A 17,601-nucleotide genomic window follows, 5' to 3' on the forward strand; every position below is an offset into this window, starting at 1 on the left:
ACCGCAGATACCCATATGCTTTATGCGGTTATTGCATTTCTAAAAGCAAAAATGCACAGCTCAAAGAGCTGTGCTATCTATTTGTTCTTTAAGGGGCAATCGGGTTGCCCCTTCCATCGACGACTAATGAACGCTTCCATGTTCATCAATATTCACTTGTTCTGACCCTGCGTTTTGCAGCATCTTATTCAGGTTACGTAGCGAGTGCAGATGCAGGTAAACCAGCTCCAAACCATCTGAATTAAACAGCTGAGATAGGTCTTCTTGCTGCAACGCTTTTAGCTTCTCTTTATTGATCACTTTAAAGCCTGTTAGGGTGCGCTCTTCGCCTGTCGGCAGAGTAAATTTCGCGCCCATATCTTCAAACAAATCAAGCTCTGCGAGTTTCTTGCAAAAGGCTTGTGTACGTTGATAGTGGCTTTGATAATCTTGTAGGAAGCTCAGCACTTTTGTTAAGTATTGAGTCTGCTCGCCATCGCCATCAAACAGACGTTCGCCTTGGTTTTCTTTATTACAGCCAGAGTAAGACTCGTCCAAACATAAAGTAAGAGTTTCGCCCTCATCAGTGCTGGCAAACACAAACGGATAACGACGAACAAACGCAGGGACGTATTTAGCCACCCATTGCCCTTGATCGTTGACGTATAAGTTTTGATCTTGCTTGATCCCCATAATCACCACAGGGAGTACTTGATCGCCTTCTCCCGCAAACACAATGGCATAGTCTTGCGCGGCATGTGGAAACTCAGCCGCCATCAGTGGTACTGAGTTGACGTTTTTTGCGAAATCATAGTTATTTTCAGCCTTAATCGACCAATCTTGATGACGCTTTTTGTTAACCGCTTCGACCTGTCCATAAATCAATAATTGAGTAGCCACATTGAACTCCTTTTCATCGGTAAAATACTTCTTCTCTCAGCACGCCTTGCCGTTATGAACGAACACTTTCTCTAGGTTGAGAAAATAGCCTGTTGAAAGAAAATTTTGTTGAGCTAAAACTGCTTATTTAAGCGCTTTGCTTACGCTAAATAATGACCGCTCAACCTAGTACAACATCAACCTAGAAATCTCTAGGTCCTCATCTAGAACACTTAAATCTGTTGGTACCTCTTTTCCTTGCAGCGTGTTGTTTATCTGCTGCAGATCAAACTCTGTCAGCGTGCCTACGGCTCGTTTGAGTCGTAAGTGGTTATAAAGATAGTCATAACGAGCAGCGGAATATTCGGTGCGGGCAATAAACAAATCGCGAACCGCATCTAACACAGTAATACTGGTCGCCACACCTGATTCAAAAGATTGTTCTTTAAAATCCACTGCCGATTCATACGCTTCTACTGATTTTTTCAGTGCTTCAACTTTACTAATTGAGCTGGTTACACCAGTAAAGGCATCGTGCGTTTCACGTGAGGTTTGACGCCAAGTTTGCTCTAGCTCGTTACGCGATTTATGGTAAAGAGACTCGGTTTCTCGAACTCGAGATGACACTGAGCCGCCGGCATAGATTGGGATTTTAAGACGTAGCATTACGTCAGCGGTTTCTATCTCACTTTTCCCATCAAACAAGGTGCCGTTGACTTCGGTAATGTTGTAATTGGCCACTAAATCAAGCTCAGGATAATGCCCACCTTTTTGGCTGCGGATATCTTCACGCGCCGCCTCAAGGGCACTTTGTTTTGCAATAATAGAAGGATTATTTTTTTGCGCGCTGGTTAGCCAACTTTCCACTTGAAAAGGATCAGGCTTGACTAATATCAGCTCTTCTCCAAGCGTTGCCATATTTGGCGGAATATAGCCGGTAATTTCATACAAACCTTGCAACGAATCTCGCAGTGAGTTTCCTACTTCAATTTTACGCGCCTGCGCTTGCAGCAATCGAGCTTCGGCATCCAATGCATCTGTTTTACGAGCAAGACCATTCGCAGCTTGGGTTTTTACAAATTCGTTTACTTGCTCTAACGATTTCACTTCGGCGTTGATGCCTAAGTAGGTGTCACGTCTTTTTAACACGCTAAAATAAGCAGTAGCCACTCGCAGCATTAACTCTTGTCGCACCCCTTCTAGCTCAGCAGCTACCCCTTTCACATCTTGTTTTGCTTGCGAAAAAGCAGCCCAATTGCTGTAGCTGTATATCGATTGAGTAAGAGAGAGGTTCAGCTCATTGGTTGGGTAATCCGTTGAATCCCGCGAAGAGAGAATCGGATTATCTGTGCTGATTATTTTTTGATAAGTCTGAGTATGACTCAGCTCTAGATCTAAGGTAGGAAGTAGAAAAGCCAGTGCTTGATCGTACACTTCTCTATCTGCGTCATGCTGGGCAATACCTGCACGATAAATAGGATCGTGTTCCAACGCTTGTTGGTACATATCAAGCAAGTTCTCTGCACTCACACTTGAGGCCAAAGCCCCAAGCGTAACTACGCTGAGGAGTTTCCTAATCATTTAATCCATCCCTGCATCTAAATGAGCATTTTATCTGTCTATGATTATGTAAATGCTCGCTCTTCTATGAGCAAACTTGATTTACTTCTCTACGAAGTATATGCAGGCTTTACAAAATCACACAAAAAATAACACTTATTATTAACACTTATGAATACCCTTACAGAAACAAGGAATTAGTTATTCTTTGTTTGTAGCGCATAACAGGTAAAATCGACTAACTAATGGATTACAGATAGGATAAAGCAGGGATAAGAGTTGATCTGACAATAAAGTAAAAGAGTTCAAATTTTTTAGAATATCTTATGACAAAACAGAAAATACATTATTAAATCCTAGCGGCATTCCTTAACCGGCACGGTTTCTTATTCTTCAATATTGCATAACCATTAGATTTGAAAACTTATGTAGTTTGCTGATGATCAAAATGAATTTCTACACGTCGTCCATCTGACAGCGTTTCATTTTTATAATACCAACCATATTGTTTGATCAATCGGTCAGTCAATTGCAAGCCAAGACCAAACCCTAAGTCATGTTGGTTATCATTATCTGAATAATTATGATTGGTAATAAGTAAGCTTTGTTGTTTTTGTTCAATAACAACATCACCTTCATAAGTATGTTGAAAGGCATTACGAATAATATTGGTAATCACGATTCGTCCCAAGCCTGGCGGTATACTTAGCATTGTAGAATCATGGCTTATGCTGACGTTAACGCTCTTACCTTCCAGTAAATAGCGCAACTCAGATTGAATTTGAAACACCAAATCACCTAATACAATCGATTCTTCAGCAAGCTGTTTGTGTTCTTGACGATTTAGCCACAGCAAGGTTTCAGTTAGATCTGTCATAGTAAAGGAAGCACGGCGGATTCTATCTAATACTTGCAGCTGTTTATCCGTATTGATACCTCGCTCAATCATTTTTTGTAGCAATTCAGCATTACTACGAGTTACTGCAATGGGCGTGCGCAGTTCATGGCTGGCATAACCTAAAAATTCTTTTTCGCGGGTGACGCTTTCTTGTACTGAATTCAAACTGGATTCAATGATCTCTGCTAATACATTGAGCTCACTGTATTGAAAGTTGGGCGTGGGTTCGTTTTTCTGCTTTTTGTCCAACCTTTTTGCCCAGTTACGCAACTGACGAACTGGCTCTGAAACCTGCTTAAGCATGATAAGCAGTATCACACCAAATAGGGTAATTGCTGCTAGCGCAAACAGTAAGATATAAAGAAATTTAGGACGTTCTTCGGCTAACGAACGCTTTACATCGCTATCATCAAAAGAGATGGAGATATAACGAAGCTTGCCATCACGTTCCAACTTCATCAAAAAGTCGCGAACAGAGGGGACTTTCAAAATAGGGATACCATCAATTTTCTTGGCTAACTTCCCATTTTCTAGATGGACATCTTTAAAGCGGTTTTGTATTAATTCTGGTAAATCTTGCCAGCGCGTTGCAATCGTCATCTCTTGCACTTGATAGGGCTTACCATCTTCTGCATCAAATTCGAATGCTTCCGAGCGCATGAAGGTGGTTAATGAAGTATCCAATCCATAAAAGAAATAATTCACCGCTACCGTAGACATGCCCGCCACCAGCAATGTGCCGGATAAAAACATGGCAACAGCGACATACAATCTTAGGCTTGCGCGAATTTTCATACGTTAGTTGCTCTCTCGTCGAAGCGCAAAACCTTGCCCAGTGACAGTATGAATCAGTTTATAGTCCGACTGGCTATCTACCGCTTTTCTAAGATTAAACATGTGCACTTTTAAGCTATTGCTGTCTGGCTGATCATCACCCCACACTACTTGCATTAGTTTTTCACGCTTAATCACATTCGGTGTTTTTCGCATTAAAGCGGCCAGTATTTTAAAACCGGTTGGAGACAACTTTAAGCTCTTCCCTGCTCGAGTCGCCGTTTCTGCTTTAAGGTCGAGCTCTAAGTCGTCCACGGTGAGTTTATTGACTTCGCCACTGCGACGCCGCGACAAAACCTGTATACGTGCCACTAATTCTTCTAACGCAAACGGCTTCACCAGATAATCATCCGCGCCACTGGAAAAACCTTTCAGCTTGTCATCCAGAGTATCGCGAGCAGTGAGCATTAGAATAGGAATATCATAGCCTTGTGCTCGCAGGTTTGAGCATACTTCTAGACCATCCATTTTGGGTAGGTTTAAGTCTAAAATGACCGCATCATAATGATTTTCTGTAATCATATTTAGACCAGATAAACCATTGGTCGCGTAGTCACAAGAGATAGAGTCCAACTCTAAATAATCAATAACCGCTGTCGCCAGATCCAAATCATCCTCGACCAACAACAACTGACAATTTTCTAAACCCATAGTGACCCGCTTACCTTTTATTATTTGTAGAGAAATGCACTGCTAGGGAATTTATCCCAGCATACATAGCATTAACTTAACTCTAAACTGGTTAATCCTAGGTTAAGGCTAAAAAGCATGCGCCTCAAGGCGAATCCAAGATTATATGTAAGATATGGGAGGGTAGATTCTGCTCCGGCTAGTTTCAGGTAGAAACTCAGCGGAGCACTATATTGAAGAGTTGGCGATTACTGTTTTAGAGAAAACAAATACACCTAAGTATGGCTATTTCAGCTTGTGATTAGTGACGCACTACAACAACGGGATGATCTTCAAGTTGGATAACTTGCGAATTAACATTAAACACATCTTGAATCAGTTGTTGGTCGATGATTTTTTTCGGTTCGCCATAAATAAACAGCTGACCATCATGTAATGCCGCCACTTTATGCGAGTATTGAATAGCTAGGTTTAAATCATGCACCACCATCAATACACAAGCGTTATTATCTACTGTATAACTTCTCACGTATTCCAGCAGTTTTAACTGGTTACTCATGTCTAATGCTGAGGTTGGCTCATCAAGAATCAGCACTTTCGGCTGATTGATCACCGCTTGCGCTAGGCCAACCATTTGGCTTTCACCGCCAGAGAGTTCAGTACACAGTTTGTTGGCAAGATGAATGATGCCCACTTGCTCTAACAAAGCTAAGGCTTTTTCGGCGCTGTGCGCTCGGGTAAAAAGTGAGCTGACACCCACATGCATGGTCGTAATTAAAAGCTCTACCACAGTGATACTAGCTGAGATCCTATGATCTTGCGGTAAATAACCAATATCGCCCAAAACTAACGGCTTATCATCAAGAGTCACAGACTTGGGATTTAAGCGAATCAGCTTGGTCATTTGCTTTAGTAGCGTTGACTTGCCTGCCCCGTTTTTACCAATAAGTGAAACCATTTCTCCTGAATGAATTTCCGGAATACTCAGATCGTTTAAAATTGTGTTGCCAGCAAAAGATACGGATATATTGCTAATTTTAAGTCCCATTAAAATCTGCCGCCCTTTTTGATGATTAAGTAAATAAAGAATGGAACACCAATGATTGACATCATTACCGTTAACGGAAGAATTTGCCCCGGCATAATCGATTTACTGGCAATGGAAGCCACTTCAAGTAATACCGCGCCAAGAAGTGCGGATGCCGGCAAGAAATAGCGTTGATCTTCGCCCAATATCATTCGTGCAATATGCGGGGCGACTAAACCCACAAAACCCACCGCACCAACAAAGGCCACTGATATTGAGGTGATTAATGACACTAACAGCAAGGTCTTGTTGCGCAGGCGATTCACATTGATACCCATAGACTCTGCGCGCTCTTGACCAATTTTAAGTGATGATAGCTTCCATGAATCTTTCATCATAATCACTAGCACAGTTGGGATTAAAATGGCTAACACAATGATTTTTTGCCAGCTGCCTCTATCTAATGAACCCATTTGCCAAAAGACCAATGTTTGCAATTGAGTCTCTGACGCTGAGTACTGCATCATGGTCAGCATACCGTCGTATGCAAACATGATGGCCACCCCGAATAACATCACACCTTCAATTGAAATACGTTTCATTGAAGATATGCCCGCAATCAAAAGCGTTGTTAATAAACACATAATGAATGCCATCGTCGCAATTTGATATTCCACGGGAATAAACGGCACCGCCACAATATTCATGATCACCAGTGCTGCGCCAAAGCCTGCCGCTGCAGAAACACCAAAGGTATATGGGTCAGCTAGTGAGTTGTTCAGTGTGGTTTGCATCTGCGCGCCCGCAAGTGCCAGTGCTGCACCAACAAATGGCGCCATTAGAGACATCGGCATGCGAATATCCCAGATGATGATTTGTGTGGCTAAATCGCTATTCTTTGGATAAAAAATACCATTAAGCACTTGTGATAAGGTTAAGCCCTGCGAGCCAATCAATATATCGGCCACCAGAAAAACGATGCTGAGTATAAAAAACACGCCCAACATGGTGACTTTCTTTCGCTCTCGAGTGCGGTGAAATGCCAAGGCACTTTCCGCCTCACTTCCTATACTCGGCGGCGCCGTTTTCTGTCGTGGGTTCACTATTGTATAACCTTAAAATTATCTTGGCCGAAGATGCCAGTCACGGTGCGGTTAGCTAATGTTTGATTCATCTCTTCAAACGTCTGCTCAGGATCTAAATTCTTGAATTGCTCTGGATAAAACCATTTTGCGAAATACTCTAAAGCCACAAGATTGTATGGCGAGTTATAAAACGGCATATAGATAGAGTAGACCTGTTTGTTCTGATACGCAGGAGTCGGTCTCATCCATGTGCGTTGCAATAGCTTATTCGTTGCCGATTTGATGGCGTCTTCATTTGGGTTATAACCAAGTGGGATCCCCGCTTTAGGATCGCCATTTTTATCCACCCAACCTGTTGTTTGCATGATGTAGATATCAGGCTGAGCAATGATGAGGCTTTCCGCTGACATGTTCCCAGAAAACGCACCTTTTAATGGCTTATCCGCAATATTGACCGCCTTTAAAAATGGAACGTAATCACCCATGTTACCGGCAGCAAATGTTTCACAACATGATTCACGTTTACCCGCAGAGCGCTCAATAAACACCTTCTTATTTAGTTCGCTAGCTGGCACTTTGGCAAGACCGGCTAACAAGTTATCTAAGTGTTTCTGATAGTAAGCTGCAAACTTCTGACCTTGTTCATGACGCCCTACCGCTGTCGCTACACTCGTTACAGACTGCACCGTATTTTTAAGCGGGTTTTCACGAAAATCCACCACTAACACTTGAATGCCAGCTCGCTCTAACTTATCAAACAAACCTTCTTCTTCTGCCAATTTCACATTCACGATATCGACAATAAATAAATCAGGCTTGTCCTTCATTTGGATAAAACGTTCAGCATCAAACTCACCCGATTTAATTTTACCGAGTTGCGTTAAATCTTTAAGTTTTGGGTAATCTTTAACATAGCTAGCATACATACTCGGCGCAGAAGTACGCATATCATCACGCCACGCCACTAAATGCGCAGCCGCTTCTTGTTGGTAAACGATGTCTAATAGCGGAAAAACTCGACCGGTTGAAATAGCAATATTCTTCGGTTCATGATCGATAGTGATAGTTCGTCCTGCAACATCAGTGACGGTAACAGGAAACGTATCAGCAAAAGCTACTGGAGAAGAAAGTAGGCACGCCAAACCAGTAAGTAATAGGCGCTTAACAATAGAGTTTTTCATAATGATTTGCATTCGCTTTGGGTGACGGTCTGGGAATGATAATCACTTTCAATTAAGTTGTAAACAATTGTAACCACGTGACACAGATCAACCAATGATTGCAGTATTTGAATAAATCACAGATCTCTACTGCATATTGATTAAGTAAGTAGCTTAGACCGACAATAAATGCCTTAAGAAGAATAGTTTAATAATGAGTTCAAAAACGCGATTTAAATGATAACAACGAGCAAGAAAACTATTTTTATAACAATAGGTTACAATTTAGAGAAACGTAAATTTGCGCGAACACTCACACAACTAAAAGGGAAATCACTAATCACTAGTCGCCCTAAAATATTCTGATATGCTTGCAAAATCTAGTTGCAAATCGAACTGCTTAGCACTCTCATTTAGTTAGAATTACATCGTATTCAACAAGCTATTATTTGACGTATTTTTCAGAAACCCATTACTGTTTAAAGGGCATAATATGAACACTTCAGTTTTAAAAGTTTCAATCCTATCTTTATTTGTCTTGTTTGCCGGACAAGTATCGGCAAAAGCACTCAACATCCCAACCCACGCACCTTACATCGCACTTAGTCAAAACTTAGACGAACCCAACGGATACGGTTTTTGCTTAGACACATTCGGCCGCGGCTATTCAGAACTGATGCACACCCACACCTGTAAGCCGCCATCAAAAGATAAAGACGCACCAAGAAACAACTCAAGCAACGACGCTCGATTTGAATACGACCCCCAAACCAAACAAATCCGTTCTTACGCCTACGAAAACCAATGCATGCAAGTGCTACTAGCAACCGGAAAATCAGAATTCGCCCTACTAGAATGTAGCGACCACCCACACCAAAAGTTTGATTACAATAAAGAAGACAAAACCATCAGATTGGATGTGGATCAAAACCGCTGTCTATCTATCGACACCAAAACCATTAAAGCTGGGCCTTGGGTTAAGCGTACATTGAAACTAACTGAGTGTGATAAAACTGAAGATTCGCTGAAGCAGTGGGATGTTGTGGCGAGCTAGTAAAATTAAAATTGCGGAGGTTACAGCTCTAAGCAACCTTCGTATTTAGAACCGCATATTAATGATTTTTAATATCTTAGTTACCACATATCGATACCTTTCTGGGGTTCGATAAACTTCAACTTAGTACGTTGAAAGCATCGAAACCCCAGACATATTTTTATTCGAAAAACACCTTGTATTTGTAGCGAGGTTTTTGTCGTTTTAGGTATCTAACAACTATGAAACTAAAAATTTTAATTCTCGCATTTCCACTCAGCCTAGCAGCCTGCGCTTCTATTTTCCCCAAAAATGGCGTGGTTGAAACACAATTTGAAAATGGTAGTTTTCAATCTAGCTATACTTACATAAACAACAAAATAGATGGCAAGTGCAAAGTCGCCTCAACGGATAACCCGCGCAATACCGAAATCTCAGAAGGCACCTGTAAAGGCCCAGCTCTAAAAGACTTCTCAGGTGTTAAGACTCGCTACCAATTGGGTCAAATCATATCAACATCCGAGTACACCAACGGCATAAATACAGGTACAACCAAAGACTTCTATCAAGACGGTAAAATTAAAGCTATTTATCATGTTGACCATGGTAAAAAATTTGGTGCTTATGAATCTTACGATGAGCGTGGAAACTTAACATCTAAAGGACAATATTCAGAAGGCAAATTTACAGGTAAAACACTACCAGTGGCATGATAACAACCAAAAAGCTCATGAGGTTACACTATCAAAAGATGTAATAACTGGTTTAGAGTTGCACTGGTTCGACACTGGAATTAAAGCTAGCGAAATAAACCACGACAGCAACAAAGCTGAAACCTACGCTAAGAAACTGAAATTGGAATCAATCCAAAACCAAACTGTCATCCGAAAGTGGGACGCCAATGGCAACCTTATCCAAGATGGTGTAATAAATATCGTAGGTTTTAGTGGCTTCTATTACTCGTACTTTCCAAGTGGCAATCTAAATACTAAGCGCAAGGTTATTAGTCTATTGGAGACTCCTGAGTATCTTTGGTCTGCGACAGCTTATTTCGATAATGCTAAAGGAAATACCAAATCAGAAACAATCGCCGATACAACTATGGACGGCCTTCTTCACTTTAAATCCACTACTAATTTCTATACAGAGCAGCACAAGTTAGAAGCAGTATTGCGCCAGCACATACCCGATGATTCAAACGAAACAATCCAACATTTAACCACATATTATGAAAATGGCTCTAAGGAACAAGAAAGCACTGCGATCGAAGGAAAAGTATTTGGTACAGCAAAAACTTGGTGGCCGAACGGCAAAATTAAAACAATCGAATCCTATAAAAAAAGCAAGCTAATCGGCCCATATAAAGAATGGAATAAGCATGGAAATCTAATGCAATCAGGTATCTATACCATTGAAGGAGGTGAATCGAAATTTACAGGTAAGTCGACTTTCTATAATGAAGACAATAATCGAGTACAATTACAAAAATTAAAAGGTATGACTCACGGCCTTGTCAAAATCACAGACTCCAAAAGTCATCCAGTATCTACCCTACTCGTAGCCAACGACAAAATCTTGCTAAAAACAGACACCACCAAAATAGAACGAAAAAATAAACTTCATCAACACATGTTCGGTTTTGGGTTCTTTGCCGATGATTCCACCTTTTCAATCAACGATTCGAACATAAATAACGTTTCATTAAGTTCTTTTAGAGTCACTCTTAGCAACGGAAATAAGCAGAAAAACTATATTGAATTTGAAAATCTAAATAACGATATATGTAATACCAAAGACCAATTGCCAAACTCTGTAAAAATCGACAATCAGAATATTAAAGTTTTAAGTTGGTGTGATCACAATTCGTATAGTCGAACCCATACCCAACTAAGAATAACTCCATCAACCGCAGCTGGAACCAAATTTCTACTGAATCATCTTAAAAAACATAGCACTATCACTGTTACTTATAACGGTATCACTAGCGAATTGGACATTCGAGGCTTTAATAAGGTCTGGAATACAGCAGGCGGTGATGCGTTGTAATTCAAACTTGAACTGACCAAAACCGGTTTGTCAGAAGATTGGCCTAGCAATATATAAATGATTGATAGCCATAAATCTTTACAGATGATCTAACAGTAAACGCTCAATAAACCAGTGAAGCTCTATTGAGCTTCACTGATCTGCACGTTCCACGGCATTAGATCCGACATATCATCGGTAGGACTTCGCTTGGGTAGCTCATTAAAAAGGTGCTGGAAGTAGTAATATGGGTTCATGTCATTGGCGCGACAAGTCATCACCAAGCTATACAAGTTTGCACTTGCGATTGCTCCGCCCACCGAAGTGGAGAACATCCAGATGGTATGACCTTATATACTTAGATTCACTACTGGTGCGTTTTTGGAGGTCATCAATATGGAATCCGTCAACTATTCTGCTTATATTGGGCTTGATGTGCATAAGGATACAATTGCTGTTGCGATCGCAAGTCCAGAACGGCAGGGAGAAATTCGATTTTATGGGAATATATCTTCAGCAAAAGAGGCCGTTATTCGTCTAATGAAGAAGCTCATCAAGCTTCACGGTTCAATCCTTGTCTGCTACGAAGCAGGCCCAACAGGCTATGGTCTATATCGATTGCTACTTAGCATGAACATAGAGTGTACAGTTGTGGCTCCTTCTAGAATACCTAAGATATCAACCAACAAGATCAAGAACGATCATCGTGATGCGGTCGCTTTAGCGAGGTTGTTGAGAGCGGGTGAGTTAGTTGATGTCTGGGTACCTGACATAACACATGAAGCTATGCGTGATCTTGTGAGAGCCAGAAGTTGTGCAAAGAAAGATACTAAAGTTGCCAAGCAACGAATCCAAAGCATTCTTCTGAGAACAGGTAAAAAGTATGAAAAGAAAATGTGGACTGTGCGCCATCGTGTATGGCTAGCAAATCAATCTTTCCCCTTAGCTTCTCAACAAATAGCTTATGAACACTATCGACAAAGCTTGGAACAAATCGAAAATCGTATTGAGCAATTAGACCAAGAAATTGATAGGTTGCTTCCTAACTGGTCACTGTATAACTTGGTTAATCAACTTCAAGCTCTAAAAGGTGTCGGACGTACGATTGCAATCTCCGTAGTGGCTGAACTGGGTGATTTCTCCCGATTTAGTAATCCGAAACAAATAATGGCATTCCTTGGCCTAATACCTGGTGAACATTCAAGTGGTAGCGTGACTCGTAAAGCAGGGATCACTAAAGCTGGAAATGTTGAGTTAAGACGGCTTTTATATGAGGCAGCATGGGCTTATAGAAACAATGCTAAAGTCGGTAGTTGGTTAATCGCAAATCGACCAAATAGTGTTTGCCAAGAAGCTAAAGATATCTCTTGGAAAGCTCAGCAGCGGTTATGTTTCCGTTACCGAAGCTTGGTAGCTAAAGGGAAAAAGTCACAAATAGCAATTACTGCTGTTGCGAGAGAGTTACTTGGATTCATGTGGGACATTGCTGTCACCACTCGAAATCAGAGAGTTTAAAATTTGCTTGGAAGTGAAGAAGCTCAGGTGAGTAACCCTCGTCAAGAATTTAAGTCGACCACTTGGTTAGATACTAGCAGCCAGATAGAGGTAAACTCATTACGAAAACCATGTTGGGGCTAAAGATCCCCGAATAAGAGTATGTATAATCCAAGTTATTGCTAATTCACTTTCAAGCAATACCTACTCTGAAACTACGCCTCGTCTCACAGAGGAGAGAGAGGTTTTGCCGAAAAACTTGAAAAAGGTCATAAGAGTTTTTTCGACCCGTCGTGAACGGTCTTATATCACGTTCAGTCACATTATTGTCGATACTGATATCACCATCTTCAAGATAAGTGAGTAACTTCGACCATTGGTTTTGAGTGTAAGAGATCGCTTTCCCAAGCAACCCTTTAGGCAAAACATTTTGAGCATCAAGCCATTGCTTGAACTCATCCAAAATAGGTTGGGCTTCTTGTTGTCGTAGTTGGTAACGTGATTGGGCATCCAGTTCTTTGGCGTTCTTTTCAATACCGTATAATTTGCCGATAAAGTTCAGTGCCTTTTCTGGTTTGCCAGCTTTTTTAGACGGTGAAGCTTTCTGAGCCTCGGTGAACTTTCTGCGCACATGTGCCATGCAAGCGGCTTGAGTGACATCTTCAAGTTTGTCGTAAGCACTGTAGCCATCGGACAGCAGATAACCTCTGTACCCAGTCAAAAAGTCTTGCACACATTGAGCTCTGCGACTTGACTGATAATCGTATATGACCACGGGATTATTAACGAACTCACCACTGCGGTAGACCCACATGTATGACTTGGACTGCGCTTTTTTATCTTCTTCTCGTAGCACTTGAACCGTTGTCTCATCTGCGCAGATAAGCTTCTCTTTCAGAAGCTCTTCTTTCATTGCATCAATGATGATTTGGACTTTACAGCCAAGCTGAACACACCAGTTAGCCAGGGTTGCCCGACTAATATCGATACCCGAACGATTGAGAATATCTACTTGGCGATAGAGTGGTAGTGCATCGACGTATTTTGCCGTCACGACAGCGGAGAATGCATCGGCACAACCGATACTTTTCGGGATCATACTAGCTGGTTTTGGTGCAGTAACGATCTTTGTCTTAGTCTGCGTTTTCTCACATTGTCGACAAGCATATTTTGTTCGCTCGTGTCGAATAACGCTGACCTTTTGTGGAATGATTTTTAGCTCTTCAGACGTTTCAACACCGCATGGGTGTAAAGGTTCGTTACAGCAGTCACAATAAGGAGCATTGAGCTCATGTTTATGAACTTCTCTTTCGAGCTCTTTAGGAAGAGGTTTGCGGCCTCGTCTCTTTTTTCCGTCATCAGCTTTTGATTTAGATACGGTATTTTGCTGCTCTGCCTCGTTAAATGTGCCTTTTGGCGTTTTTTCACTCTGTGCAGAGAAGCGTTTTGATTTGTTCAGGTTAAGTTGCTCGATTAAGAGTTGAACTTTAGTCTTGAGCTCTGCAACTTCTTCCTGTTTCGCAGCCAGTAACTTATCTTTAGCTTCATTCTTCTGATGAAGGTCAAGCAACATCGCTTTTAATTGTTCAATATCGTCAGGAAGGTCGGTCATATCAGGGCTCAGATTAAATCAAGACCCTAAGTGTGACAGCGAAAAAAGATCGTTCAAGTGCAAAATGATGATCAATATCAGCGGTCACACTTCTAGACTAAATAAAGGTCGATGAGCTTTGGCATGATTTAACGTTAGCCCTGAAAGTAGCCAACTTAATTGTTGCTTGTTGATATGGATCGCCCCATCATAACTTGGTTTGGGCCATTTGAAGGTGCCTTTTTCTAAGCGGCGGTAATAGAGCCAAAATCCATTGGTGTCCCAAAATAGGATTTTCAGTTTGTATCGGGTTCGATTACAAAAGATAAACCAAGACTCACTGAACGGATCCATCTCAAGCGTCTCGGCGACGATGAGTGAGAGGCCATCGATAGACTTACGCATATCGGTCACGCCCGATACGAGAAAAACTTTACCCGATGGCATCATTGCAGCGCTTCAACCCATTGACTAATTTGTTGAGGACTGAGCGTGGCGGGTAACTCCGCTCGAATGCCATTGCCAAAGGTTAAGATCACACACATCGAGCTATCTGTAGCAGGCTCAGTAACGACAATCGGCTGTACTTCAGTTTGAGGCTCTGGCTGGTTTAGTTTTTTCGCCCAATAGTAAAAGGTTTGATAGCTAATACTGTTATCAATGCAATACTGTTTGATACTTGAGCCGCTGCGCTGTTGCTGCTCAAGAATGGTTGTCCAATACGCCCGTTTATCTTGTTGATTCATAGTACCTCCTTAGAAAGAGATACTATGGCAGACAATCAGTTAGCTTGGTACGTGGGGTTAATTAAGCGCTTACCCTTTCTCTGATGATGTTCAAAAGTGTTATCAGCCCGAGGAAGAAAGAACCCAAGAACAGAACTATAAGCTTGATCTTGAGCTTCAAAAATTGAAACGATCTCTATGAATCAGACAAATGATGGAATATTGTTTAACTCAACTCAAATTTATCTATCGCTTTATCTAAGTCTTTAACTTTTATGTTTTTAATTCCAACTATTTCCCCGCTAAATAAGCGTTATCATCTCAACTCCCAAGAACCGACCAGTTTACCTTTCACATAATTCTCTCTTTTTATCAACGTTCCTTTTTCATTGTAAAATTTTGAAACACCATGAAGTTGACCATTAATATATTCTTGTTCATTAACTAACTTTTTATTGATGAATTTTTTCTGCAACCCATCAAGTTTATTGTCGCTATAATTATTTATAAATAAAAGCTGGCCATTTACGTCATATTGTTTGGAAGGTCCCTCAAGCCCCCCTTTTTTATATGAAGCCTCCCGACTCAGTTTTCCCGAAGGGAAATACTGCCTACCTAAACCTGAAAAAAGACCTTCTTTCATAGGAATTTCCTCATGTAAAACGCCTGTTTCATAGAACCATTTGACTAAACCAGATTCTTTACCGTCAACAAAAGAAGCTTCCGATTGTAAAGCTCCATTTTCGTAATACCACTTACTTAAACTAGACTGCTGTCCTTCATAAAAAGATAGTTCAGATTGTAAAACACCACTTTCATAGTAGCTCTTAACCAAACCGTGCTGTTGCCCATCAATGAAAGGTATTTCAGACTGTAAACCACCACTCTCGTAGTATTGTTTACCTAAACCAGATTTTTTACCATCAACAAATGGAGTTTCTGACTGTAGAGCTCCACTTTCATAATAGCCTTTGTTTACACCAATTGGCTTGCCATCAACAACCGTAACTTCACCCTGCAACGCACCACTCTCGTAGTAGTATTTGATTAAACCAGATTCTTTACCACCAACAAATGGAGCTTCACCCTGCAGCGCACCACTCTCGTAGTAGGATTTACCTAAGCCAGATTTTTTATCATCAACAAATGGAGTTTCTGACTGTAAAGCTCCATTTTCATAATAGTCTTTCTGTAAACCAGATTTTTTACCATCAACAACCGTAACTTCACCTTGCAACGCACCACTCTCGTAGTACCATTTGACTAAACCAGATTGTTTACCATCAACAAATGGAACCTCTGACTGTAAAGCACCACTCTCGTAGTACGATTTGGCTAAACCAGATTCTTTACCATCAACAAATGGAACCTCTGACTGTAAAGCACCACTCTCGTAGTACCATTTGGCTAAACGAGATTCTTTACCATCAACAAATGGAACCTCTGACTGTAAAGCACCACTCTCGTAGTACCATTTGGCTAAACGAGATTCTTTACCATCAACAAATGGAACTTCTGACTGTAAAGCACCACTCTCGTAGTACCATTTGACTAAACCAGATTCTTTACCATCAACAAATGGAACTTCTGACTGTAAAGCTCCATTTTCATAATGTAATTTTCCATTTCCATTAATAGGCAAAATACCTCGGATTTTACCAGATTTATGGTAAAGCGTTTCTTCTGTAACTCTTTTTCCAACACTGTAAGTGCTTTTAGATGCTAGTTCACCTGTATCATAATAACCTTTAACATACCCATCTATTAGATAGTTATTACAAGCGTAAGTGACTGAATAGTCGCCTTCTACCTTAGTGATTTCACCCTCCGACAGTTCGGAACATGGGTTCTCCTTAACAGAAGTTTTAATTTGAGTAGATTGACAACCAGCAACTGTAAAAATGAGCAAGATCGAGGCGAAAAACCTGTTCATAAAATTGGGCATATCAATTAGCCTTTAACAACTAAGGAACCAGCCATAAAATCGTGTAGCCCTTGTTTCTTTTTAGTGAATGGAATCATTATCAAACCGATGAATAAAATTAATGAGCTAAATATCTTACTAATAAATCGCCACATTGCTCGGAAAAAAGATAGTTTTCCTCCAGTTTTAGTGATGATTTTTATTCCCATGATTAACTTCCCAAAAGTAGCTTGTTTTTTGGAACTATCCATAAAAGAAAAGTACAATAACGAAATCAAAAAACCAACTAAGTTGCTTAAGGCGTCAACTGTCGCATCAAGCCTTGCTTGAATTTCGAAACTGCTCATTCCTCCTGCGACCATAGAATCTATAGATGTAGTATTTTGATAAACATTTAATTCAAGAAAATAAACGAATATGAAAATTGGAATAACAAGAATGATAGAGTCGATAATCCAAGCTAAAACCCGTTTAAATGCTCCAGCATATTCAATATTATGATTTAGCATATAGTTACCTTATTAATTAATTTAAGACTCAATAGAAGTAAAGCTTCTTACAACTTTAGAAGCTTCACATGTCATCCTTGAATAGTTTTATAGCTTTTCAAGTGATATGGTGTAGCGCAACCAGACAGAAATAGAACACTTGCAATTGCAGTGGTGATCTATAGTGAGATTCTCAATTTTTTTCTAGGTGATTTTAATTAAAACCACCACCATAAGCAATTGATTGCGTTAGATAATTTGTGATTAAT

At 40.6% G+C, this 17,601-nt stretch carries 15 protein-coding genes and 3 pseudogenes; 5 read left to right on the top strand and 13 right to left on the bottom strand.

Annotated elements, in window-relative coordinates; genetic code table 11:
• Nucleotides 1–123 precede the first annotated feature (123 nt).
• From QV280_RS08665 to QV280_RS08695, 7 genes are all read right to left on the bottom strand, one after another.
• Entirely contained in the window at nucleotides 124–879 is a 756-nt protein-coding gene (locus tag QV280_RS08665) for a SapC family protein (protein ID WP_021712535.1), read from the bottom strand.
• Between the two features lie 165 nt (nucleotides 880–1,044).
• Nucleotides 1,045–2,439, bottom strand: coding sequence for a TolC family outer membrane protein (locus QV280_RS08670; protein ID WP_023402660.1), 1,395 nt, complete (start codon nucleotides 2,437–2,439; stop codon nucleotides 1,045–1,047).
• A gap of 403 nt (nucleotides 2,440–2,842) precedes the next feature.
• On the bottom strand, nucleotides 2,843–4,111 hold the full coding sequence (locus QV280_RS08675) for a sensor histidine kinase (RefSeq protein WP_152819650.1): 1,269 nt from the start codon (nucleotides 4,109–4,111) through the stop codon (nucleotides 2,843–2,845).
• Nucleotides 4,112–4,114: 3 nt separating this feature from the next.
• Nucleotides 4,115–4,801, bottom strand: a complete 687-nt coding sequence (locus tag QV280_RS08680; RefSeq protein ID WP_152819649.1) for a response regulator transcription factor — start codon at nucleotides 4,799–4,801, stop codon at nucleotides 4,115–4,117.
• Between the two features lie 280 nt (nucleotides 4,802–5,081).
• Entirely contained in the window at nucleotides 5,082–5,828 is a 747-nt protein-coding gene (locus QV280_RS08685) for an ABC transporter ATP-binding protein (protein WP_023402657.1), read from the bottom strand.
• A complete protein-coding gene (locus tag QV280_RS08690) occupies nucleotides 5,828–6,910 on the bottom strand; it encodes a FecCD family ABC transporter permease (protein WP_240432730.1) in 1,083 nt (360 codons plus the stop codon). The genes QV280_RS08685 and QV280_RS08690 overlap by 1 nt, the downstream gene beginning before the upstream one ends.
• Nucleotides 6,910–8,073 carry an ABC transporter substrate-binding protein gene (locus tag QV280_RS08695; protein WP_152819648.1) on the bottom strand — a complete coding sequence of 388 codons (1,164 nt, stop codon included), beginning with the start codon at nucleotides 8,071–8,073 and terminating at the stop codon, nucleotides 6,910–6,912. Before QV280_RS08695 ends, QV280_RS08690 begins: the two co-directional genes overlap by 1 nt.
• 472 nt (nucleotides 8,074–8,545) lie before the next feature.
• Here QV280_RS08695 and QV280_RS08700 point away from each other — a divergent pair, with 472 nt between their 5' ends.
• The 3 genes from QV280_RS08700 to QV280_RS08710 all read left to right on the top strand — a co-directional run bounded on the left by QV280_RS08700 (nucleotide 8,546) and on the right by QV280_RS08710 (nucleotide 11,131).
• Nucleotides 8,546–9,106, top strand: a complete 561-nt coding sequence (locus QV280_RS08700) for a ricin-type beta-trefoil lectin domain protein (RefSeq protein WP_152819647.1) — start codon at nucleotides 8,546–8,548, stop codon at nucleotides 9,104–9,106.
• A 221-nt stretch (nucleotides 9,107–9,327) separates the two neighbouring features.
• Complete coding sequence (locus QV280_RS08705) at nucleotides 9,328–9,798, top strand: toxin-antitoxin system YwqK family antitoxin (RefSeq protein WP_447026248.1); 471 nt, start codon at nucleotides 9,328–9,330, stop codon at nucleotides 9,796–9,798.
• A 58-nt stretch (nucleotides 9,799–9,856) separates the two neighbouring features.
• Nucleotides 9,857–11,131 carry a toxin-antitoxin system YwqK family antitoxin gene (locus QV280_RS08710; protein WP_447026249.1) on the top strand — a complete coding sequence of 425 codons (1,275 nt, stop codon included), beginning with the start codon at nucleotides 9,857–9,859 and terminating at the stop codon, nucleotides 11,129–11,131.
• Between the two features lie 122 nt (nucleotides 11,132–11,253).
• Here the strand turns inward: QV280_RS08710 and QV280_RS08715 are convergent.
• Nucleotides 11,254–11,460, bottom strand: a pseudogene (locus tag QV280_RS08715) (transposase domain-containing protein); the annotation flags it as partial.
• A 46-nt stretch (nucleotides 11,461–11,506) separates the two neighbouring features.
• Here QV280_RS08715 and QV280_RS08720 point away from each other — a divergent pair.
• Nucleotides 11,507–12,625: an IS110 family transposase gene (locus QV280_RS08720; protein WP_023403555.1), complete on the top strand. Its 1,119-nt coding sequence runs from the start codon at nucleotides 11,507–11,509 to the stop codon at nucleotides 12,623–12,625.
• A 256-nt stretch (nucleotides 12,626–12,881) separates the two neighbouring features.
• Here the strand turns inward: QV280_RS08720 and tnpC are convergent.
• The 3 genes and pseudogenes from tnpC to tnpA all read right to left on the bottom strand — a co-directional run.
• Nucleotides 12,882–14,216 (bottom strand): annotated as a pseudogene (gene tnpC, locus QV280_RS08725) (IS66 family transposase); the annotation flags it as partial.
• Between the two features lie 84 nt (nucleotides 14,217–14,300).
• On the bottom strand, nucleotides 14,301–14,645 hold the full coding sequence (gene tnpB, locus QV280_RS08730; protein WP_152819645.1) for an IS66 family insertion sequence element accessory protein TnpB: 345 nt from the start codon (nucleotides 14,643–14,645) through the stop codon (nucleotides 14,301–14,303).
• Nucleotides 14,642–14,941: an IS66 family insertion sequence element accessory protein TnpA gene (tnpA, locus tag QV280_RS08735; protein WP_152819644.1), complete on the bottom strand. Its 300-nt coding sequence runs from the start codon at nucleotides 14,939–14,941 to the stop codon at nucleotides 14,642–14,644. Before tnpA ends, tnpB begins: the two co-directional genes overlap by 4 nt.
• Before the next feature lie 73 nt (nucleotides 14,942–15,014).
• On the opposite strand from tnpA, the pseudogene QV280_RS08740 reads away from it, so the two are divergent.
• Nucleotides 15,015–15,122 (top strand): annotated as a pseudogene (locus QV280_RS08740) (IS481 family transposase); the annotation flags it as partial.
• A 114-nt stretch (nucleotides 15,123–15,236) separates the two neighbouring features.
• Here the strand turns inward: QV280_RS08740 and QV280_RS08745 are convergent.
• Both QV280_RS08745 and QV280_RS08750 read right to left on the bottom strand, forming a co-directional pair.
• Nucleotides 15,237–16,865, bottom strand: coding sequence for a toxin-antitoxin system YwqK family antitoxin (locus QV280_RS08745; protein ID WP_152819643.1), 1,629 nt, complete (start codon nucleotides 16,863–16,865; stop codon nucleotides 15,237–15,239).
• A gap of 5 nt (nucleotides 16,866–16,870) precedes the next feature.
• Complete coding sequence (locus QV280_RS08750; protein ID WP_152819642.1) at nucleotides 16,871–17,353, bottom strand: RDD family protein; 483 nt, start codon at nucleotides 17,351–17,353, stop codon at nucleotides 16,871–16,873.
• Nucleotides 17,354–17,601 lie beyond the last annotated feature (248 nt).

The organism is Vibrio sp. B1Z05 (assembly GCF_052955985.1).

Coding starts and splice junctions, on each gene's coding strand:
- QV280_RS08670 (WP_023402660.1), bottom strand. CDS start 2,439: ATGATTAGGAAACTCCTCAGCGTAGTTACGCTTGGGGCTTTGGCCTCA.
- QV280_RS08675 (WP_152819650.1), bottom strand. CDS start 4,111: ATGAAAATTCGCGCAAGCCTAAGATTGTATGTCGCTGTTGCCATGTTT.
- QV280_RS08680 (WP_152819649.1), bottom strand. CDS start 4,801: ATGGGTTTAGAAAATTGTCAGTTGTTGTTGGTCGAGGATGATTTGGAT.
- QV280_RS08685 (WP_023402657.1), bottom strand. CDS start 5,828: ATGGGACTTAAAATTAGCAATATATCCGTATCTTTTGCTGGCAACACA.
- QV280_RS08695 (WP_152819648.1), bottom strand. CDS start 8,073: ATGAAAAACTCTATTGTTAAGCGCCTATTACTTACTGGTTTGGCGTGC.
- QV280_RS08700 (WP_152819647.1), top strand. CDS start 8,546: ATGAACACTTCAGTTTTAAAAGTTTCAATCCTATCTTTATTTGTCTTG.
- QV280_RS08705 (WP_447026248.1), top strand. CDS start 9,328: ATGAAACTAAAAATTTTAATTCTCGCATTTCCACTCAGCCTAGCAGCC.
- QV280_RS08720 (WP_023403555.1), top strand. CDS start 11,507: ATGGAATCCGTCAACTATTCTGCTTATATTGGGCTTGATGTGCATAAG.
- tnpB (WP_152819645.1), bottom strand. CDS start 14,645: ATGATGCCATCGGGTAAAGTTTTTCTCGTATCGGGCGTGACCGATATG.
- tnpA (WP_152819644.1), bottom strand. CDS start 14,941: ATGAATCAACAAGATAAACGGGCGTATTGGACAACCATTCTTGAGCAG.
- QV280_RS08745 (WP_152819643.1), bottom strand. CDS start 16,865: ATGCCCAATTTTATGAACAGGTTTTTCGCCTCGATCTTGCTCATTTTT.
- QV280_RS08750 (WP_152819642.1), bottom strand. CDS start 17,353: ATGCTAAATCATAATATTGAATATGCTGGAGCATTTAAACGGGTTTTA.